This is a genomic window from Nitrospinota bacterium (assembly GCA_027619975.1).
Lineage (GTDB): Bacteria > Nitrospinota > Nitrospinia > Nitrospinales > VA-1 > JADFGI01.
Map to the genome: position 1 here is coordinate 21,390 of JAQCGX010000026.1, position 19,024 is coordinate 40,413.

At 46.4% G+C, this 19,024-nt stretch carries 21 protein-coding genes; 11 read left to right on the forward strand and 10 right to left on the reverse strand.

Going from position 1 to position 19,024, the window contains the following annotated elements; translation table 11 throughout:
• Positions 1 to 3 precede the first annotated feature (3 nt).
• The 3 genes from gmk to O3C58_09955 are packed head-to-tail and all read right to left on the reverse strand — an operon-like array spanning position 4 to position 3,973.
• Entirely contained in the window at positions 4 to 660 is a 657-nt protein-coding gene (gene gmk, locus O3C58_09945) for a guanylate kinase (protein MDA0692179.1), read from the reverse strand.
• 31 nt (positions 661 to 691) lie between these two features.
• Positions 692 to 1,573, reverse strand: coding sequence for a YicC family protein (locus tag O3C58_09950; protein MDA0692180.1), 882 nt, complete (start codon positions 1,571 to 1,573; stop codon positions 692 to 694).
• Between the two features lie 6 nt (positions 1,574 to 1,579).
• Complete coding sequence (locus O3C58_09955) at positions 1,580 to 3,973, reverse strand: sulfurtransferase TusA family protein (protein ID MDA0692181.1); 2,394 nt, start codon at positions 3,971 to 3,973, stop codon at positions 1,580 to 1,582.
• A gap of 355 nt (positions 3,974 to 4,328) precedes the next feature.
• Between O3C58_09955 and O3C58_09960 the strand changes: the two genes are divergently transcribed.
• From O3C58_09960 to O3C58_09970, 3 genes are all read left to right on the forward strand, one after another.
• Entirely contained in the window at positions 4,329 to 5,048 is a 720-nt protein-coding gene (locus tag O3C58_09960; GenBank protein ID MDA0692182.1) for an isoprenylcysteine carboxylmethyltransferase family protein, read from the forward strand.
• A 390-nt stretch (positions 5,049 to 5,438) separates the two neighbouring features.
• Positions 5,439 to 5,840, forward strand: a complete 402-nt coding sequence (locus O3C58_09965) for a CBS domain-containing protein (GenBank protein ID MDA0692183.1) — start codon at positions 5,439 to 5,441, stop codon at positions 5,838 to 5,840.
• A gap of 164 nt (positions 5,841 to 6,004) precedes the next feature.
• Entirely contained in the window at positions 6,005 to 7,207 is a 1,203-nt protein-coding gene (locus O3C58_09970; GenBank protein ID MDA0692184.1) for a cation:proton antiporter, read from the forward strand.
• Between the two features lie 45 nt (positions 7,208 to 7,252).
• Here the strand turns inward: O3C58_09970 and O3C58_09975 are convergent, their stop codons facing one another.
• The gene (locus tag O3C58_09975) at positions 7,253 to 7,663 is read right to left on the reverse strand and encodes a hypothetical protein (GenBank protein MDA0692185.1); all 411 of its coding nucleotides are present in this window, start codon (positions 7,661 to 7,663) and stop codon (positions 7,253 to 7,255) included.
• Between the two features lie 53 nt (positions 7,664 to 7,716).
• Between O3C58_09975 and O3C58_09980 the strand changes: the two genes are divergently transcribed.
• From O3C58_09980 to O3C58_09990, 3 genes are all read left to right on the forward strand, one after another.
• Positions 7,717 to 8,088 carry a YraN family protein gene (locus O3C58_09980; protein ID MDA0692186.1) on the forward strand — a complete coding sequence of 124 codons (372 nt, stop codon included), beginning with the start codon at positions 7,717 to 7,719 and terminating at the stop codon, positions 8,086 to 8,088.
• Between the two features lie 263 nt (positions 8,089 to 8,351).
• On the forward strand, positions 8,352 to 9,149 hold the full coding sequence (locus O3C58_09985; GenBank protein ID MDA0692187.1) for a NifU family protein: 798 nt from the start codon (positions 8,352 to 8,354) through the stop codon (positions 9,147 to 9,149).
• A gap of 102 nt (positions 9,150 to 9,251) precedes the next feature.
• A complete protein-coding gene (locus O3C58_09990; GenBank protein ID MDA0692188.1) occupies positions 9,252 to 9,596 on the forward strand; it encodes a helicase in 345 nt (114 codons plus the stop codon).
• A 3-nt stretch (positions 9,597 to 9,599) separates the two neighbouring features.
• Here the strand turns inward: O3C58_09990 and O3C58_09995 are convergent, their stop codons facing one another.
• Positions 9,600 to 10,553 (reverse strand): DUF3108 domain-containing protein, encoded by a 954-nt coding sequence (locus O3C58_09995; GenBank protein MDA0692189.1) that lies wholly within the window; start codon positions 10,551 to 10,553, stop codon positions 9,600 to 9,602.
• A gap of 129 nt (positions 10,554 to 10,682) precedes the next feature.
• On the opposite strand from O3C58_09995, the gene O3C58_10000 reads away from it, so the two are divergent.
• Complete coding sequence (locus O3C58_10000) at positions 10,683 to 11,006, forward strand: ATP-dependent Clp protease adaptor ClpS (GenBank protein MDA0692190.1); 324 nt, start codon at positions 10,683 to 10,685, stop codon at positions 11,004 to 11,006.
• A gap of 20 nt (positions 11,007 to 11,026) precedes the next feature.
• On the opposite strand, the gene O3C58_10005 is transcribed toward O3C58_10000, so the two are convergent.
• Positions 11,027 to 12,316, reverse strand: a complete 1,290-nt coding sequence (locus O3C58_10005) for a citrate synthase (protein ID MDA0692191.1) — start codon at positions 12,314 to 12,316, stop codon at positions 11,027 to 11,029.
• A gap of 357 nt (positions 12,317 to 12,673) precedes the next feature.
• Between O3C58_10005 and O3C58_10010 the strand changes: the two genes are divergently transcribed.
• Entirely contained in the window at positions 12,674 to 13,909 is a 1,236-nt protein-coding gene (locus O3C58_10010) for a dicarboxylate/amino acid:cation symporter (protein MDA0692192.1), read from the forward strand.
• Positions 13,906 to 14,259: a sulfite exporter TauE/SafE family protein gene (locus O3C58_10015; GenBank protein ID MDA0692193.1), complete on the forward strand. Its 354-nt coding sequence runs from the start codon at positions 13,906 to 13,908 to the stop codon at positions 14,257 to 14,259. The genes O3C58_10010 and O3C58_10015 overlap by 4 nt, the downstream gene beginning before the upstream one ends.
• Before the next feature lie 120 nt (positions 14,260 to 14,379).
• Here the strand turns inward: O3C58_10015 and O3C58_10020 are convergent, their stop codons facing one another.
• From O3C58_10020 to O3C58_10030, 3 genes are all read right to left on the reverse strand, one after another.
• The gene (locus tag O3C58_10020; GenBank protein MDA0692194.1) at positions 14,380 to 14,802 is read right to left on the reverse strand and encodes a DUF1566 domain-containing protein; all 423 of its coding nucleotides are present in this window, start codon (positions 14,800 to 14,802) and stop codon (positions 14,380 to 14,382) included.
• A gap of 132 nt (positions 14,803 to 14,934) precedes the next feature.
• The gene (locus tag O3C58_10025; protein MDA0692195.1) at positions 14,935 to 15,390 is read right to left on the reverse strand and encodes a hypothetical protein; all 456 of its coding nucleotides are present in this window, start codon (positions 15,388 to 15,390) and stop codon (positions 14,935 to 14,937) included.
• Positions 15,391 to 15,713: 323 nt separating this feature from the next.
• The gene (locus tag O3C58_10030; protein ID MDA0692196.1) at positions 15,714 to 16,160 is read right to left on the reverse strand and encodes a hypothetical protein; all 447 of its coding nucleotides are present in this window, start codon (positions 16,158 to 16,160) and stop codon (positions 15,714 to 15,716) included.
• A gap of 562 nt (positions 16,161 to 16,722) precedes the next feature.
• Between O3C58_10030 and O3C58_10035 the strand changes: the two genes are divergently transcribed.
• A complete protein-coding gene (locus tag O3C58_10035) occupies positions 16,723 to 17,103 on the forward strand; it encodes a DUF2203 domain-containing protein (GenBank protein ID MDA0692197.1) in 381 nt (126 codons plus the stop codon).
• Positions 17,104 to 17,106: 3 nt separating this feature from the next.
• Here O3C58_10035 and O3C58_10040 read toward each other — a convergent pair whose 3' ends face one another.
• Positions 17,107 to 17,892, reverse strand: a complete 786-nt coding sequence (locus O3C58_10040; protein MDA0692198.1) for a hypothetical protein — start codon at positions 17,890 to 17,892, stop codon at positions 17,107 to 17,109.
• A gap of 227 nt (positions 17,893 to 18,119) precedes the next feature.
• Between O3C58_10040 and O3C58_10045 the strand changes: the two genes are divergently transcribed.
• Positions 18,120 to 19,016 carry a formylglycine-generating enzyme family protein gene (locus O3C58_10045; protein MDA0692199.1) on the forward strand — a complete coding sequence of 299 codons (897 nt, stop codon included), beginning with the start codon at positions 18,120 to 18,122 and terminating at the stop codon, positions 19,014 to 19,016.
• Positions 19,017 to 19,024 lie beyond the last annotated feature (8 nt).

The following is a 19,024-nucleotide window of genomic DNA, read 5'->3' on the forward strand; positions in this document are numbered from 1 at the left end:
GATTTACCTTTCCTTGCAATCCAACAAAGCCTGAATATCCTTTGCTGGCGGGATAAAACGGGCGGTTCTTAATTTTTCTGCGTTAATGATCGAGATGAGATTGTCAACCGTTTCCTCGACCTCCCGATTTGTCAAAATGTAGTCATAGGTGAGGCATTTTTTTATTTCCTTCAATCCTGTTTCGAGCCGAAGGTTTATTTTCTCTTCCGATTCTGTCGCTCTGTTTTTCAATCGGGCCTTTAATTCTTCAAGGGAAGGTGGAAGAATAAATACAAAAATCGCCGGATATTTTAGCTCACGCAGAGATTCAGCGCCTTGCACGTCCAATTCCAAAATAAAATCCTGCCCCATCTTGTGAGATGCTTTTACTGAACCAAAAGCGGTTCCGTAAAAATTTCTGTTAATTTGGGCCCATTCAAGGAAGTCTCCTCGATCTCTCATAGTATTAAATTCCGTTTCCGAAATGAAAAAATAATCCTCTCCGTCGATTTCTCCTTCTCGTGGAGGGCGCGTGGTATGGGAAACAGTGAACTTGAGATCGGGCAGTTTTTCCATCAGCCGATGGCAGAGGGTGGTTTTGCCGGTTCCGGAGGGGGCTGAAAGTACTAACGCGATCCCTTCCTCTTTTGAAAATGATGGGTTTTGCGAAGAAGAGCTCATTTGACGGGATTAGTACCTTTTTTATCGAGGGTCACTCAATATTCTGTAATTGCTCTCTGATTTTTTCCAGGTCGCTCTTAATTTCTATCACCATTTGGGAAACCTCTGAGTCGATGGTTTTGGAGCCGATGGTGTTGGTTTCCCGGTTAATTTCCTGAATGAGAAACTCCAGTTTTCTTCCCATCGGTTGTTTGGTTTCCAGGAGGCTCCTGAATTGCTTGATATGACTTTCCAGGCGAATAATCTCTTCGGTGACGTCACAGCGGTCGGCCATGATGGCGGTCTCCTGAGCCAGGCGCTGAGGATCGGCTTCCACCCCATCCGTAAGCACTTTGATCCGCTCTGCGAGGCGTTCTTTGTAGCCGTTGATGGCTTCGGGTTGCCGGGTCTTAATGGATTCCCCATGTTTTTCTATAGAGTCCAATCGGGCTAATATATCCGTTTGCAGGTTTTCGCCTTCTTCTTCCCGCATTTTTATGAGGACTGACAAGGCATTGTCCACCGTATCCAGGATCAACTCTTCTCTGGAGGGGTCCAGAGCCAGCGGCTCAACCTGGATCATATCTTTCATGGTCAGCAGGGATTTGATATCGATCCCGCCTTTCAGGCCGAGGTGGTCCTGGATTTTTTGAAACGCCTGATAGTATTGCGAAGCCAGGTTCAAATTGGGTTGAAGAACCAGATCTCCTGCATCGTCATTTAATTTTTCAATCGAAATGTTAAGGTCAAATGACCCTCGGGCGCAACGGGATTTTATCCGTTTCTTGAGGGCCGCTTCCAGGGCCATCATGGATTTTGGAATCCGGGTGTTAATTTCAATATAACGATTGTTTACAGATCGAACTTCCGCTTTACAGGAATAATCTCCGTTCTCAGATTCGTGCCGACCAAAGCCGGTCATACTTTTTAGCATTCCTCTTTAAACCTTTTCTATAATCATTTTGAAGTGGCCATTATCTTTTTCTAGCGACACCAGTTTATGCCCGTCATTCTGGACACTTCTGGGAACATTTTCTGCCGGTTCGCCATCGTCCAGAAGAACTTCCAGTGTGCTCCCAGATTCCATGGTTTCCAGTTTAAGTTTCGTTTTGACGTAGTTGAACGGACATTTCACTCCCAAAAGATCTATTTTGGCGGTTTCCTTTTTACCGTTTGATTTCTGTGGCGCCGATGCTTTCTTATCGGAAGGAGCCACACGAATTCTTAAGGTTTTCTCGGTCTGCATTTTGTCATTGACCCCTTTGCATTCTTCCAAGAGATCATGGGTTTCCTTGAGCCACCAGGCGGCCTTTTCCTGATCCGGGGATTCGAGGGCGTCATCATAATGATCGATCAGATCGGCATATTTGGGAGAGACGATTTCCATGTCCACGATCAAGGATTGAAACTTTGTCAGACACTCGCGGTCTTTATTGAAATCGATGCCTTCCGTTGCCAATAAGGCTCGAGAGCAAGCGACAAGCGTCTTGCAGGCTTTTTCCTGGGCATCCAGGTAATTTTCTTTTTCAAGGCTCAGTTTGCCCTGGAAATTTGCCCGGTCGGCATCAGACAACAGGTTTTGAATCAAGTCCGTCATCGCACCAGCGCATTCCCCCTGGCCTCTGTCTTCAAGGGAAAATTTCTGCGTCGAGCCGTAATCGATATAGCTTTCAGGGGACTCTTCAATAGAAGGCAATGACAGTAATGGCGTTAGCAATTCCTTAAAATATTTTTTACCCTGCCGGTCGAAGTAATCACCGAAGGCTTCGCCTTCCTTTTTCCCGGCTTTAAAATCATCGATGGTCATTCGCACCACATCGGGGCCGCGTTTTGCGGGAACCTTGATGACCGGAGTTCCAAACACCGCTCCATCCTCTGAAATCCGCCCGCCCAGAAAAATTTCGTAATGAGGGGTGAGCACGTCATTGACCTTTTTCGCTCCGCCATGAAACCCAATCGATGCGATATGATGCTGGCCGCAGGAATTGGGACAACCGCTGGCTTTGATGGACATGTGCTCCAGATCATCGGAAAAAGTAAAACCATTATTGTCCAGTTTGTCATTCAAATCAGCCACCAGACCTCTGGACGCGGTGATTCCTAAATTACAGGTTTCCGAACCCGGACAGCAGGTGATATCTCTGATTTCTTCCGTACCGGATCTGTGCAGGCCGACTTTTTTTAGCTCTCCATAAATCGCGCCCATGACATCTTCTTTGACCCACGGGATCATCATGTTCTGATTGACGGTATTGACAATTTCTCCGCCGGCATAAGTTTCCGCAATTTTAGCGATGGCGCGGGCCTGAGGAATGTCCAGATCTCCGAGAAGCAATTTGATTTGCACGTTGAAAAAACCGGACTGTTTCTGCGATAAGGAGTTGCGTAATTTCCAGGCCAAAAACTCCGGATCGTTGTTAAATTCCGAATTTGGGGTGGAGGCCGGAATATTGGGAATGCTTTCCTCGGGCACTTCGATCGGAGCATAGGGCTTGCCTTCCAGGGCGGCGTATTCCTCTTCAAAAAGTTCCTTGGTTTTTTCCAGACCCAGTTTATCCAGAACGAATTTAAACCGGGCTTTGTTGCGGTTCACTTTGTCGCCATATTTGTCGAATACGCCGACGATGGCCTCACAAAGACTCAGCAGGTTGTCTGCAGGAACAAAGTCCGTCAACAATTTCGCCGCGTGGGGAAAGGAACCGAGTCCGCCGCCAAACCACACCTTGAAGCCACGCACGTCTTTGCCATTGTCCTGCTGAATGACGGCTTTCAAGCCGATGTCGTGAATGGGAGCCAGGCCACAGCCTGCACATCCGCCGAGGCTGATCTTGAACTTACGCGGCAGATTTTGGGTGAGCTGATGGCGCAATAAATATCTATAGACCGCGTTTCCGTAAGGGGTGACGTCGAAGGCCTCATTGGAGCAGGTTCCCGCCTTATGGCAGGCGGTGACGTTACGTACGGTGTTGCCGCAGGCTTCGCGGGTGGTGACACCATGATCGGCGAGATCCTGCAAGCCCTGAGGTACATTCTTAATTTTTACATAGTGAAACTGAATGTCCTGCCGCGTGGTGACGTGCAAAATCCCATGCGAATATTTATCCGCGAAATCCGCCATACAGACTAACTGGTCAGAAGTAAATTTCCCCAGCGGCAGTTTGGTTCGCACCATCTGCTCTTCGTCTTGCCGTTGGCCGTAAATGCCTTGCTGAAGTCGAAACCGCTTGAACTCATCCTCAGGCACTTCGCCCCGGGTGCGCCGTTCGACTTCCGCTGCAAAATCTTCAATTTCCCTTTTGACCACTTCGGGAATATTTAATGACTTAATATCCATTACTTACCTCTTTGGTATCTTAATGATTGAATGCTTCAATCGGTAGTTTAATATAATTTAGACAAGATGTGAGGCCGAACTCTGACTCCCCTTGATTGTACTCCAAGGTCGGAGCCTGAAGAACTCACATTTGGATGAATAGTTGTCTATCTTATAACAAAAATGCCCTAAAAAACAATCAAATGCAGATTTGAAAGTAAGAAAAATCCTTAAAAATTAAGCATTTGTGCGATTTAGTGCCATGCATCTTCTAAAACTCAATGGTAACTTGAGAATATACAGTAAAATATTTGAAAACTATAAGCTATGGGGAAATTATTGACCTGTCGAACTGAATGGGTCATTGGATGAAATTATGGCATCGTTCTACATAAACCTCAATTTCGGAATCTACCTGGCCGTGTTCGGCTGGGCTCTGATCCGCAATTTCAACTTCAACATCATTCTGGTGGGTTGTATTTATCTGGCCCCGTTGATTCCTCTCGGGCTGACCCCGGAAAATGCCGACCGTTTTCTTCTGGTGTCGTTTTTTAATACGATTTTTGGCGTTATAGAATTGATAATTTTCGTTGTCACCGTAAAAAAAGAGGATGTGACTTTTAACCGGCCGTTTATCGAGCAATTGTTCGGTCACTCGCTACCCATCGGCGCGGCCCTGATCGGTTTGTCCTATGTTGCGCGAATGACCGCCATTCCCGTTGCCCCGGTCGAGTTGACTTTTATCCTGGCATTGTTTGTCGGGGGATCGTTGATGCGTGTGGCGGCGGTTTACCAGTTGGGGGCTTTGGCGTTTAAATTCGACATTGCCTTCAGGGATAAGCAGACTTTGAAAACCGATCAGTTGTACGGTCTGATGCGGCATCCCTCCTACACGGCAATGATGATCGTCATCCTCGCCTTTGCCGTAACCACCCATTCCTGGCTGGCGGCCATTCCTGGCATATTGTCCGCCTGGTTCGGGTTTCAGTTTCGTATTCATCATGAAGAAAAAGCCCTGGCCGAACAATATGGCCCGGACTACGAGAACTTCCGCTCCAGAACGGGGATGTGGCTGCCAGGTGTTAGCAGAGGATAAATTATTTTTAACAAAAGCCGTTCAACCCCTCCATGAAGAAAAACGGTCCAGCCTTAAATCCATTTTTCAATTTTTACACGACTTACTCAGAATCATCAGGGGAATAAAACATGAATGAGAAGGGTCTTACATTCAGGAGTTAGTTTAAGTTTAATCAACCAATTAAAGTAGGGGGAAACGCCATGAGCGCTCCATTTTTTGCCCATCATGGAATTCGATACTCTGCTGACCAGGCGGGTCAAAACAGGTTTCCGCAGGAATCCCTTTTTCATAAGATTTGGATCACTTCTCTTCTTGTTGTATTTTTTCTGGTCCTGCTTCTTTTTTTGTAGTTTTTTAAATTCGCCTGTTTGGTGCCATTTTATAAATTTTCTTCAAGAGGTGATTGCTATGAAGACCAAAAAGGCCTCGGAAATAATGACTAGGCCGGTGGTGGCCGTTAAGGAAAATGCCTCAGCCCGGGATGTGGTTCTGCAATTAATCACAGGCCTTTTCAGCGGGATGCCGGTAACCAACGATGAGGGGGAGGTAGTCGGGATCATCACCGAAATGGATATTTTGGCGGCTGTCGATGATGGCAGAGAGCTTACCAGAACAACGGTCAAGGAGATAATGACTCGCGATGTCGCAAGGGCCAATCCCGAAACAACCGTTGAGGAACTCATTAAAATTTTACGGGAATTTCACCTCATTCGGGTCCCAATCGTTAAAGATAATCGATTGGTCGGTATTGTTTCCAGGAGTGACATCCTGAGATGCCTTATTGAACCTGAATTTGAAACGTATATGTGATCCTCCATCCCTTCTGGAAGAAGCGCCGCTTATAAGTCAGAATTGGCAGTGCTGAGCCTTACCCTTTTTCTTTGTCATTCGGTCGAAAATGGCATATCAATACTTGGAAAAGGTAGCGTGGTTGGTCGCCGGCCAAATTTTTTCTGATTGATTGAAAGTCGAAAATGGACCCTGTATTCAAGCATCTCTTGATTCTGATGGTGGTGGTATGGACCGTGGCGGTGGTTCTGCGCCGCATTGGTCTGCCCACCATTTTTGGCGAGTTGGTTGCGGGGGTGACTTTAGGCCCTGCGGTTCTGGGCTGGGTGCAACCCAATGAGATCATAGAAGTTCTGGCCCAGATGGGGATTTTCTTTCTGATGCTCCATGCGGGCGTCACCACGGAACCGAGGGAATTTTTTAAAGCGGTAAAAAGTTCTATCGGTGTGGCGGTGGTGGGCGCGCTGGTTCCTTTTGCGGTGAGTTTCTCCGTCGCCAGGGCTTTTGGCCTTTCAATAGAACCGGCGGTGTTCGTGGGTCTCACCATGACGGCAACGGCTGTGGTCGTGACCCTGAAAATTTTTCAGGACCTTAACCTGCATAAGACCCGCCTGTCTCGCCTGGTGGTTGCTGTGTCCGTCGTCGATGCCATGCTGACCCTCCTCATTTTCAGCATCGTGATAAGCATTTTCAATGGAAAATCCATAAATGCCGAAGATATTCTTATCATCGTCGCCAAGGTGGTAGGTTTTTTCGGGTTGGTGATAGTTACTGGAAAATGGTTTTACCCATTCTTCAAGCATCCTTTTCGGCACCGCGAGGGCAAGGGGTTCACCTTCGTTCTCATCCTGGGCCTCACTTTTGGATTGCTGGCTGAGGCCATCGGCCTGCACATGATACTTGGGGCCTATATGGCGGGCCTTTTCTTCCGCGAAGAGGTCGCTCACAAAATCCTGATCGAAAAAGTTGAAGACCGGCTTTACGGGATCGCCTATTCTTTCCTGGGCCCCATTTTTTTCATATCGCTGGGTTTCCATGTGACCTTTGATGCGCTTCAAGGGCAGGGGTTGGGGTTTGTGCTGGCGCTCACCTCGGCATGCGCTGTGGGCCAGATTGTCAGCGCCGGAGGCATGGCCCGCAGGGAAGGGTTTTCCTGGTTAGAATCCCTGACCGTCGGCGTGGGAATGATGGGGCGGGCTGAGATGGCTTTCGTTCTTGCCGCCCTCGGGCTCAGCATGAATGCGATCAGCGAAGACGTGTTTTCTATCCTTATCTTCGTCACCTTCCTGATGAACATGCTGGCCATCATCGGTCTCAAGGTGTGTGCCATCTACCTGAAAAAGGAAGGTCTTGCAGGGGACGATAAAATACTTGAGGGAATCGGATAGGCGGCGATGTCGAGAGAGTTATTTGGTTCCCTCCCACTTAAGTGGTCAGGAGCCTAACACCGCAAGAAATTCTTCCGACTGAAAATAATCGGCGAGCAAAAGGATCAGGATCAGGTAGCTGTAACTGGCAAAATAAAACAGCGGCTTGTTGATTGTTATGCCGGCATACTTTTTGTTTCCCGGTTGGCTGAAGGATTGGATGCGAAAATAATTGGCTATAGCCGCGATGAAAAACAGGATAAAAAACTGATAATGCAAAATGGCCATCAACCCTGCGGATGGCACTGCCACAGCAAACATGACGGGTATTTTTATAACGCTATTTTTGGTAATATCATCGAGCACGTTCAGGGCGGCCTGATAACACACAAGATAAAACAGGCCCGATAGTGCGAGCCAGATCAGGAAGGATGCAACGCCTGCTCCTCCGGGGATATCGTCGAGTCCAAGAATCATGCGCGAAATAGTAGCAGGCGAAGAGGGGAGAGGCAAACGGGATTTAAAACTCTATGACCAAAAAACGTCTGGATTTTGGCAAAAAAGGTGAACAGGCCGCCGCCTCTTTTTTGAAGAAGCAGGGCTACCGCATTTTGAAGAAAAATTTTAGCGTCTCTATCGGGGAAATTGATCTCATCGCCGAGCACAAAGATGTGCTGGTTTTCATCGAGGTCAAATCGCGCACGGATCATTCCTTCGGTCATCCTTCCATGGCCGTAACTCGGGCAAAGCAGAAAAAGATCGTGCAAACCGCGCAAGTCTTCCTCATGAAGCATCCCATCAAAGGCCGGCAAGTTCGTTTTGACGTGGTTTCCATCCTGCCCGGTAAGGAAGATCCGGATTCGTTGCGGGTTGAAGTGCTTCAGGATGCTTTCCGTGTATAAATAATTATTCGCTATTGCAATATTTAGAGGTGATGGAACTTTTCCATTCCGCCTAGGCTGTTTTTAAAAATGTGGGCAATGAGATGATGGGGCGGCAAAATAAATCTTTCTCAGGCTTTATTCCTCTAATAACTGAAAAAGGCAGTAATTGAGCTTATTTCCAGTGGGCTTGGAGTATTTGTTTAGATAAAGTGCTATAAACTTGCATTTGATCAAAGAAGTCATAATTTGTACCCATTAAATAATTTTAGGAGATTGCCATCGTGTCTCTGGTGAAAAAATTAAAGAATATTTTTGCGGGAAGCGAACCCGCCATAGATGAGAGCAATTCCACCCCTACGGTGGATACGGAGGTCAGTGCTTCCGCGGCCCCTGTGGAAACTGCCGATGTGCCGGCCAATTTTCCAAATCTGCCCAAGGAACGCCGGGTGATCAAGGCTTCTATCATTGACGGAAATGCGAATTCTCAGCCGTCGAGTGAAATTCTAATTAAAGCGCAACCGTCCGTCACAGGAGACCAATGCGTTTTTATGGTGAACCGAACGCTGATGGAAGGACATTCCTGGTTTTTTGCAAGTTTTGAACATGCGGCGGAATCGACTTTGGCTGAGGCGTTATTCAGCCTCGATGACGTGGAAACAGTGCTGGTTCTGGAGTCCACTCTTACAGTGACGCGCAAGGATAAAACCATTGTCGACTGGCGACCTCTCGCTGGGGATGTGGGAACGGCAGTGCGCGGGGTTCTGGAGCAGGGCGGCGCGTTGATTGCTGAAAAAATTATCAAGGAATTGCCTACGGAAGAGTCCATCCGTGAAGGCATCCAAAAAGTGATCGATGCGGAGGTCAATCCGGGAGTCGCCGGACATGGAGGCAATGTCACTTTACTGGACGTGAAGGGAAACACTGTGACCATTAAGATGGGAGGCGGTTGTCAGGGATGCAGTGCCGCAGACTTGACTCTCAAACAGGGGATTCACACCTCTTTTCGTAACGCGGTTCCAAAGGTGGGGGCGATTCTGGATGAAACGGATCACTCCGCTGGCGTGAACCCTTATTTTTAATTGCCGCTACAGGAAGGCAAACTCAGCATCAATAGGATTTTGTTAGCTATAAATCCATAATACAATAATATCTCCTCCAGCGGTACGCTGGTGAAATGAACCATGCCTAAATTGAATAATTTTAAGGTAAAAATCGAAACGGGGGATCAGGGAACGCAGGGACCCGTGCAGTTCAATATCAATAATCACACCTTACCCTTTGAAAACCCCACGGGTGAAACTGGGGCGGGGGGTGTTTTTGAGGGCGGATTTAATGTCAACAGTTTTGCCCACAGTTTGACCCTGGTAGGTCCTCAGGAGGGCCAATGGCATATCAAAAGGGTCCAGGTCGATTTCGATTGTGAAAGCGTGAAACCGTACTCTGTGACCTTTGGCGAAGTGACACTCGATGATGCCAGTCAGTTGGATATCTGGCAGGACCCGCCTCTGCCCACGTTTGACGTTTAGGTGTTACTGCAGGGTGGGTAAGAAGGTGGATGCAGGAGTGATTCCGGTTCTTTCCGAACGCTGATCAATTCGTTCTTTGAAGGTGACATGAAGGTCGCCAAGAAAGATATAATCTTTTACCGTGGATTCGATGGGAATAAAGTGATTGGAAGCCCAGAGCCGAATTATTCCTGATTCGGTATTAAAAATACTTTTGGGGACCACGATATCGACCAGAAGATCCTCTCCCGATTTACTTCCTCCTGCTTTCCTGACGTTATTTTCCTCCCCATTATCTCTTACATGGATGGTAATTTCATCGAAACCTTTCTCGGGTATGGTTTTGATGGTGTACTTTTCTCCTTTGCGGATGAGGCCGTAGACCCCATTGCGAAAATTATAAAAGGCGGTCAGTACATCGTCAAAATTGGTTTCCGGCGGGATTTTCTCTTTCTCTGATTCTTCTAAGTCTCCATTTTTGTATTGCGACCACTGGTGTTCCCGTGTTTGATAGTCAAAAAAATGGTCCGCCCTTTCTACATTGCCGCCTTCAATGACTTTTCTCATAAACTTTTTGGCGCGGACCCGCTTGCCTCCATCGATAATTTCAAAGTTGGCTTGATAAATGTGACGCCGGTAAGCGGTGAAAAATCCGACAAATCCTTTGGTTTGGGCATCCAGATAAGCATAATAAACGCCATTTTTTTCATAAAATCCTACATAGGCCGTGGCGGCATTTTCAAACCATAAAAAGCTGATATCAAAATACAGGGTTTCTCCAACGAATCGCCGAATATCCCCCTCTGGTTGGAAAGAGGCATATTGTCCATAAGGTAGAGAATTCTTTGGGTTGGATTGAGCTTCAAAGGGAAAGCGGATAATAAAAAATAACAAAAGAATACTGAACCCTGCGGCAAGGATTTTTTTCCCTGAAGCCAGTCGAAAGAAAGAGATTGTTTGACTAAACAATTGAAACATAATAAGTTTATTGTAAAAATAACAAAATATTTGAAAATCTTATTTAGACCCACTACTATATTTTATAGTATAAACAGGGTTCCGACAGAATTTTGATAAGAAAGCAGATTTATTTTAAACAGGTCGTCTATGACAACAGAAACATTACCATTTGCTCCAGGCATTGACGAAGAAACGGGTCGTTCCACCGATAGAGCGTACCTCCCACAGTATAACGTTATTATGTGGAATGACGAAACCACCACCATGGAATTCGTCGTTCGTGTTTTGGTCAACCTGTTCAGCAAAAGTTACGAAACAGCGGAAGAGTTGATGTATGAGATTCATCATAAGGGATCATCTCGTGTCGCAACCATGCCTTTGGAACAGGCGGAGTTTAAAGTGGAGCAGGTTCACATGGCCGCTTCAATGGAACAATTCCCCTTTACCTGCACGATAGAACCCGCCTCCTAGAGTTTCCTTTTCCGACGTTTTCATTTTCTTTGTTCAATTGGGAGGTAATCCCGTTGAGCATGGCCTTTGTATATTTGACGGGGACGCCCGATCTTAAAACTTTTGTCTTCCTGTAATTCCTTCCATTGGGCGATCCAGCCCGGCAACCGTCCCATTGCGAATAGCACCGGGAACATATTAACGGGAAAGTTCAGGGCTTTATAAATGATTCCAGAATAAAAATCCACGTTGGGATAGAGTTTCTTTTCCACAAAATATTCATCCTTGGTGGCGATCTCTTCCAGTTCAAGGGCAATTTCCAGCAAGGGTTCCTTGGTTCCCAGTTTCTTCAGAATTTCATGGGCCAGTGTTTTTATGATCCGGCTTCGCGGGTCGAAGTTTTTATAGACGCGGTGGCCGAATCCCATGAGACGAAAAGAATCCTCCGGGTCCTTGGCTCGCTGAATATATTTTTGAACTCCACCCTCTCCATCATGAATTTCCTGAAGCATTTCGATCACCGCCTGGTTCGCGCCTCCATGCAGGGGGCCCCAAAGAGCGTATATCCCTGCGGAAACGGAGGCAAACAGATTGCACATGGAACTGCCCACCAGTCGCACGGTGCTGGTGGAACAGTTTTGTTCATGGTCGGCATGCACGATCAATAAAACGTCCAGAGCTTTTGCGGCCAGAGGGTCTACTTCGTAAGGCTCACAGGGAGTGGAGAACATCATTTTTAAAAAATTAGTGGTGTAGTCCAGAGAGTTGTCCGGATAGGGCAGGGGCTGGCCGATGGACTTTTTATAACTGTATGCGGCTATTGTAGGTAATTTTGCGATGAGACGATGGATGGTGATTTCAATTTCCCGTTCATCCCGAACGTTCAACTGGTTTTCGTAAAATGTTGCCAGGGAACCGACCACGGCGCTGGTTACGGCCATGGGATGCGGGTTGTTGGGGAATCCGTCGTAAAAATTCTTCATGGATTCGTGCAGCATGGAATGATGGGTGATGTGAAAATTAAAATCATCCAGTTCTCTTTGAGTGGGCAGGTCTCCATAAATTAAAAGATAAGCGGTTTCCAGGAAGGTGCTTTTTTCCGCCAGTTGTTCGATAGGAATGCCCCGGTGCAATAAAATCCCCTGATTGCCTTCCAGAAAGGTGATGTTGCTCTCGCAAGACCCGGTGCTGAGAAATCCTGGGTCCAGGGTGATCAGACCCGTATCCGAACGCAGGGTTGAAATATCGAAAGCTTTTTCTCCGCAGGTTCCTTCTACTACTGGAAACTCATAGGTCTTTCCCTGATAGGTGAGCTTGACGGTTTCTACCATGATTTACCTCTCAATTGGTGGGCGACTGGATAAAACTTTAGCACGTCTTTCTTGCTTATTTCAAAGATACTTTTGCTCATCCGAAATGTTCCGCATCTAATTAAAGTAAGGGGGAACTTACTAATTCAGGAATCACTAAGCCTTGTCCGCATTGAGAAATTGTTTTACGATACCTGCTTTCGTAGCGCTAAAAAATTTATCTTACGATAGGTTTGGAAATTGTTAATTGTCTTTCAAAAAAATTGTGATTAACCCTTTGCCTCTTGCATGCCGAAAAATTAAGAGAATGGTTTTACCCTGTTAGCCTTTAGCCCCTGCAAGTATTCAGTCCTTTAAAGAGAAATGGCATAATTCAAAATGAAAAATAACAATTTTCTTTTATACCTGATGCTTACGGGGATTGCCTCCGGGGTGATTTGTGGGTGGTTTTTTGGCCAGGAAATGCAGGCGGTTGCCTGGATCGGGGAAATTTTTCTCAAACTCCTCAAGATGCTGGTGATTCCGCTGATCATTTCCTCGATAATCGTGGGAGTCTCCGGTCTTGGAGACATCCGCAAGGTGGGCATGACGGGAGCCATCACCCTTGCCTATTTCACGATCACTACCGCTATTTCCGTCAGCCTGGGACTGATCGTGGTCAATATCATTAAACCGGGTGCAGGTTTGAAAATGGTTTCGGATGGACTGCCGGCTAAAGTAGCGGAAAAGGAGGCGGTGGGAATCACCGATATCCTGCAAAGCTTTGTTTCGGACAACCTGGTGCACTCCATGGTCCAGATGGAAATTCTTCCTATCATCATTTTCTCGCTGGTGTTTGGTGGCGTTCTGACCACGTTGGGAGAAAAGGGAAAACCGGTCATCGCTTTTTTCGACGGCGTGAATGAAGCCATCATGAAAGTGGTGCATTTGATCATGGTTGTGGCTCCTGTCGGTGTGTTCGCCTTGATTGCTTCCAAATTGGGAGCGGCGGGGGGAGGGGACTTATTTTTGGCAGAATTGATGAAGCTGGGAAAATATACACTGACGGTAGCTTTGGGCCTGCTGATTCACGCGGCGGTGGTTTTGCCTCTGATCCTTTATTTTGTTACCCGAAGAAACCCCTTAGTCTATTTAAAAAATGCCAGCGAGGCGGTGACCACGGCCTTTTCCACGGCGAGCAGTTCAGCGACCCTGCCGGTAACGATAGAATGCGCCGAGGAGAAAAATAATGTTTCCCGTAAAGCCTCATTATTTGTGCTTCCTCTGGGAGCGACCGTCAATATGGACGGGACGGCCTTATACGAGTCGGTAGCCGCTCTCTTCATTGCGCAAATGTTGGGGATCGAGCTGGGATTTGGAGAGCAAATGATTGTTTTTCTGACCGCCACCCTGGCGGCCGTGGGAGCGGCTGGAATTCCCGAAGCGGGTCTGGTTACTATGGTCATGGTATTGCATGCTGTGGGGTTGCCGCTGGAGGGCATTGGTATGTTGCTGTCCATCGATTGGTTTCTCGACCGACTCCGCACGGCCACCAATGTCTGGGGCGATTCCATTGGCGCCGCAGTCGTGGACACTTTGGAAGCGAAATACGTAGAGGGAGGGAATAAAAATTGATCATCAAGATTGTGCTGGGATTTATGGTTGGAATCCTTTCATCCGGTTCCGGGTTGGGGGGAGGGTTTCTGGTGGTTCCATTTTTGGTCTATTTAGGCCACGAGGCGAAAATCGCGGTGGGAACTTCTGTTCTTTTTGTGGCGCTGGTAGCGGTTTCCTCACTCTGGGCGCATTCCCGGTTAGGAAATGTGGATCTAAAAACCGGCCTTTTGCTTGCCGCAGGAGGAATTTTGGGTGCCCAGCTGGGGCCCCAGGTATTGGCGAATATATCAGATCAGAATTTTAAAAGAGGATTTTCATTTCTTCTCATCGCGACGGGGATCTGGTTGCTCGTCAATTCCAAATCATGATCGTTCCTCCGCGGAGGGCGAGTTTGCTCACGCCGGATAACGGTTTTTGGTTTCGGTTCGAAAATTTTTGCTTCAGGTCCATGAACCGGGGACTCTTCGGGTTCCCGAAATCCCCGGATATCAGGATTCCTTCCGGGTTCCCCGCACCAGCCTGACGGCAAAAGGCCCTTCCCCAAATTTATTGATCCAGCTTGAGCGACCCTTCACCAGACTGAACATCATCGCGCGTTCTCCGTTGATTGTATCCGTCCAGGTGCTGTCTGCGCATCCCGGTTCAAAGGCAGGAGGGATGTGGATCTCATTTTTACCAAAGTCCATGAGGCTGAAGTTGTTATCGAAAATGGTTTTTATATCTTCCAATTTCGGCACCCGCCAGTCATCAAAGCCGCCAAATTTCGCGGCGTTTTGCTCGGCGGCGAATTTTTCAGACTTTTCAAGATGCATCCACTTTCCACTTATTTGCCGTGAATCTTTTTTAAACCAGGTCAAGCCGGTTTCAGTGTCGGTGATTGTTTCGTTTTCATTATCTATGAATCTGGACATAAGCTCTCATCCTCTATTTAATAAATTAAGGTTCCACAAGTATATATTAAATAATTCCGAAAAAATGGGTGGAATAGGTGAAGGAATTTTAATCGGTTGGTATTTTTGGTTCTATTTATTTCGAGGAAGCTTTTATTTAAGAGTGAAGAACTCCAGTCCTTGAAACTTGTACTGCATATGGGGAGGAAGTTTGGCGGTGAAAAATGTTTGGTCATAGGGGGGAGTGAAAGCATCAGCAATTTTTAATTTGTAGTCATAGGCGCTTTCTTCGCAGGATTTAAAGAAGCACCAGTGAATATAAATTGAAACATCTTTTTCTCGTTTTAATATAATTCCGTAGATATTTTTTCCATCGGAAAAAAATTGCAGAATAAAATCTGAGTGCGTCACCTGATACGATTTTCCGTGGTCCATTTTTGTCAAATCCATCGGGTTGGGAAAAGGAAGGGCCAATTGGGGATAGGTTTTTAAGGAGATGATTTCGGGTTCATTGGAAAGGCTTAGTGAAGGGCTGAAAAATAAAACCATTGCCAGAATTAACAAGCAAAGCTTGAGTTGCGGAAAGAGAGAGGTTTTTTTTTTCTGCATAAACAAATAACCTTAAATCAAAAGAATTCCTCGTAGCTCTGCTACGGGGTTTCCTTTCACATTCCCCTCCTTTGCAAGGAGGGGTTAGGGGAGGTTATAAAAAAACTACCTTTAAATACCCCGCCCCTTGGGGCGGGGATCATTTATTGGAAATTCTGCCCTCTAACTAGTTTAAACGCACCTTTTGGGTAATGGAACCCGGAAAAGGTGATACTTCCGAAGTTTGAAAAAACAGACAAAAAAAACCGATAGAATGAAACATTCTATCGGTTTTTAAATAGTTTCAAGGGCGGGAGAACCCGCCCTCAAAGCTTAAATTAAAATTACTTCAAAGTCGGATGGACTTCTGCACATTGTGCTTGAGAAACCAGATTTTCCTTCATGTATCCATCTCGGCTTTGGCCCATTTGTTTTCGGTATGCATCGCTGGAGTTGTCGCCTCGGCAGTCGCCAGGAACGAGACCGACAACAACGCCTACATCTTCTACTGTCTTCCATTGTTTCCAAGACTGGTCGGATTGAGATTGACCGAATTGATGGTCCGTATTAACCGCTGCGCCGGGTGCGTTCATAATGGTCCGAGACATTGCATTGACTCGGTTAGTAGCGGCACGGTCGCTGGCGCCCATTTGCATCATGGTCCGACCCACGCCCATAACACTTTGATCTACATTGACACCCGCTCCTGGCAGTACTTCATCAGCAGATGCTACAGAACCCAAGCCCAAAATAGCCGCACATACTATTGCTGAAACAACTGATTTTTTCATTACCCTAGCCTCCCCAGTAAATGTTTGGAATAACTATTCCTTAAAAAAATCTACCTTCATCCAGACAAAAAAATTATCACACAGCTGCCGAGTAACTTCTGGCCACCCCCCCTCGTGCATCCGGGTTATTTATATTTGCTTTGAAAAAGTACCTGACCATTACTCACATTTATTAATAATTATGATGAAATCATCATCGTTAGTTTCCGTTCAGGTTGCCAGAACTTATAATCTTATGGCCTCTTTGTCAATAAAAAAACAACATTCCTTTATTGGTTTTGGGAGGGAACAAGGGATTCCGGGGCTTGCCTTTACCGAGATTTAAATTCTGCCTCCCGATCTTTACGGTTGATAATACAGTTCAATCAATGAAATTTTTGAATTTCATTTGTATATCATTGATAATATTAATGTTTTAATAACTCAACACTTTCTTACTCCTGAAAGTTAGACGTTGAGAAAGTGCTTTTAGTTAAAATATAATGATTGTCAGGTGGTTTGTCGAGTCCAGCTTGAAAAAACACCATTAATTCTTGAAATCGTGGTCGGGAGCCGTTCTTTTATGTCGCAAAAAAAATATTTTACACTTGAAGAAGCCAATTCCATAGTCCCTCAACTTTTAAATGAAGTCCCGCGCATACAGACCCTGGCGTCGGACTTACAAAACAAATATCCCGATGTAAAAAATGCCTGGGAAAAACATAAATACAATGGCGGTAGTGTTGAGGGAACCTTGTATTTAGGGACGGCTTTGAGGCTCAATAAAATCATGAGTGACTTGGAAGGGAAAGGATGCATTGTTAAAGGTATCAGGGAAGGGTTGGTGGATTTTCTTGCCATTCGCGAGGGTCGGGAAGTCTATCTTTGCTGGAAGGCTCCAGAAAAGGAAATTCAATTCTGGCACGAAATCGATTCCGGGTTTGCCAGTCGGCAGAGAATCTGACTTCTACCCTTTTTGCTTTTTGCTCTCGCTATAAAGTTTCCGCACCTGTTGGACCAATTGCGGATTCCCCGAAATGGCGGTTTCTTCACAAATGCTGGATCGGTTTCCGGAAAAATTCGCGAATTTTCCTCCCGCTTCTTCGACCATGATTTTACACGGCGCATAATCCCAGATATAGGCGAGCGGGTCCACCATCACATCCACGGCTCCTCTAGCGGCCATGAGATGGCCGAAAGCGTCCGGATACGTGCGGATAATATTTGCTTCCTTGCTTAACTTGTTAAACAGCCCGGTGCATTTTTTTTTATGGAAACAATATAGATCCGCTGTGGCAATAAAGGCTTGGGACAAGTTTTTACAGGAAGAAACGTTTAAACGGGTTTTTCCGCAATAGGCCCCTTCTCCCTTTACTGCCCATGAAACCTCTCCCAGGGCGGGTAGAGAAATGATACCCATGACAGGTTCGCCACGATGAAGAAGGGCGATCAGGGACGCGAACAGGGGCAGTCCCCTTATGAAAGACCGCGTTCCGTCTATAGGATCAATGGTCCAGACCCATTCCGCGTTGCTGTTTTCTTGGCCAAATTCTTCGCCGATGATCCCGTGGCCGGGAAAATCTTTTGCAATTTTTGCGCGGAGAACCTCTTCAGCATTTTTGTCGGCAATGGTTACCGGGCTGAGGTCGGTTTTTTTTTCAACGGAAAAATCTTTGCGGTACCATTTTATTATTTCCGCATCCGACGTTTCCATGTAGGTCAAAGCGGTGTTTTTAACTTTCATCAAATTCATTTATTTAAACCTTGAAAAGTTTAAATGCCTTGGGGACGTCTTCATCGCAAAGCTCAAGAATGCCGTCTGAAACTCTCTCAAACAGAACCCGGATAGGCCAAATGGCTCTATTATCAATTGATTGGGTCGAAATAGGCCATCGCTTTTTGTTTGCTTTAATATGCGATTAAACTATAATCAAATTCCAAACTTTTCCAAACACATTTATTTGCGATGATTGATATTGTATGAAAGATAAAAACCTGATGATAGGCATCATCGGCTGTTTTGCGATAACCGTATTATTTCTTCTGGTGATTATATGGGAAATCAAGAAATCCGTTGACCACGATAAAGTCGTTGCCAAATTGGCTGTCAAAGCCAAAAACGTCGAAATTGATGATAACCGGGACTTCAGTATCTTTGAAACCCTGGTGGGTGATGACGCCAGAGAAATGATTCTCATTCCCGAAGGGGTCTTTACCCGAGGGTCGGACTCTGGTGGGTTCGATGAAAAGCCCCAGCAGGAAATCTACCTCGATGCTTTTTATGTTGATAAATACGAGGTGACTGTTGAGTCCTACAATAAATTCAGAAGAGCCGCCAACTACATAGAACCTGCAGTTCCCTTTTTTCAGGGGGACCATACCGTTTTGCAAACTCCTGGCTTTCCGGTGGTCGGAGTTTCATGGCTTGATGCTGTAAACTTTTGCAAGTGGGCGGGCAAGCGTTTATTGACAGAAGCGGAGTGGGAAAAAGCGGCCCGTGGAACCCACGGTCTGGTTTACCCGTGGGGAAATAAAATCTTGCCTAAAAGAACAAATTTAGCCGGTAAGGCCGATGGTTTTGAGTTTATGGCCCCGGTTGGTAGTTTCCCCATGGGACGTAGCGTTTACGGTGTCTATGATATGGGCGGGAATGTCTCGGAGTGGGTTGAGGATTGGTACGATCAATTTTATTATCAGACAGCTCCTCTCATGAACCCTACCGGGGTGGATAACAGCAAAAACAGGGTATTTCGAGGTGGCTCCTGGGATTCCCGAACGGTCGATATTCGGGCCGCAAAACGGTTTGCTGCAACGCCGGGCCGCAAAGACGCTGTTGTCGGGTTTCGCTGTGGCCGCTCCAAATCGGCTTCCGAATAACCCGCTTT

Excerpts from the sequence above, each read along its gene's own strand:
- gmk (MDA0692179.1), bottom strand. The coding sequence starts at position 660 with ATGAGCTCTTCTTCGCAAAACCCATCATTTTCAAAAGAGGAAGGGATC.
- O3C58_09950 (MDA0692180.1), bottom strand. The coding sequence starts at position 1,573 with ATGCTAAAAAGTATGACCGGCTTTGGTCGGCACGAATCTGAGAACGGA.
- O3C58_09955 (MDA0692181.1), bottom strand. The coding sequence starts at position 3,973 with ATGGATATTAAGTCATTAAATATTCCCGAAGTGGTCAAAAGGGAAATT.
- O3C58_09960 (MDA0692182.1), top strand. The coding sequence starts at position 4,329 with ATGGCATCGTTCTACATAAACCTCAATTTCGGAATCTACCTGGCCGTG.
- O3C58_09965 (MDA0692183.1), top strand. The coding sequence starts at position 5,439 with ATGAAGACCAAAAAGGCCTCGGAAATAATGACTAGGCCGGTGGTGGCC.
- O3C58_09970 (MDA0692184.1), top strand. The coding sequence starts at position 6,005 with ATGGACCCTGTATTCAAGCATCTCTTGATTCTGATGGTGGTGGTATGG.
- O3C58_09975 (MDA0692185.1), bottom strand. The coding sequence starts at position 7,663 with ATGATTCTTGGACTCGACGATATCCCCGGAGGAGCAGGCGTTGCATCC.
- O3C58_09980 (MDA0692186.1), top strand. The coding sequence starts at position 7,717 with ATGACCAAAAAACGTCTGGATTTTGGCAAAAAAGGTGAACAGGCCGCC.
- O3C58_09990 (MDA0692188.1), top strand. The coding sequence starts at position 9,252 with ATGCCTAAATTGAATAATTTTAAGGTAAAAATCGAAACGGGGGATCAG.
- O3C58_09995 (MDA0692189.1), bottom strand. The coding sequence starts at position 10,553 with ATGTTTCAATTGTTTAGTCAAACAATCTCTTTCTTTCGACTGGCTTCA.
- O3C58_10000 (MDA0692190.1), top strand. The coding sequence starts at position 10,683 with ATGACAACAGAAACATTACCATTTGCTCCAGGCATTGACGAAGAAACG.
- O3C58_10005 (MDA0692191.1), bottom strand. The coding sequence starts at position 12,316 with ATGGTAGAAACCGTCAAGCTCACCTATCAGGGAAAGACCTATGAGTTT.
- O3C58_10010 (MDA0692192.1), top strand. The coding sequence starts at position 12,674 with ATGAAAAATAACAATTTTCTTTTATACCTGATGCTTACGGGGATTGCC.
- O3C58_10020 (MDA0692194.1), bottom strand. The coding sequence starts at position 14,802 with ATGTCCAGATTCATAGATAATGAAAACGAAACAATCACCGACACTGAA.
- O3C58_10025 (MDA0692195.1), bottom strand. The coding sequence starts at position 15,390 with ATGCAGAAAAAAAAAACCTCTCTCTTTCCGCAACTCAAGCTTTGCTTG.
- O3C58_10030 (MDA0692196.1), bottom strand. The coding sequence starts at position 16,160 with ATGAAAAAATCAGTTGTTTCAGCAATAGTATGTGCGGCTATTTTGGGC.
- O3C58_10035 (MDA0692197.1), top strand. The coding sequence starts at position 16,723 with ATGTCGCAAAAAAAATATTTTACACTTGAAGAAGCCAATTCCATAGTC.
- O3C58_10040 (MDA0692198.1), bottom strand. The coding sequence starts at position 17,892 with ATGAATTTGATGAAAGTTAAAAACACCGCTTTGACCTACATGGAAACG.
- O3C58_10045 (MDA0692199.1), top strand. The coding sequence starts at position 18,120 with ATGAAAGATAAAAACCTGATGATAGGCATCATCGGCTGTTTTGCGATA.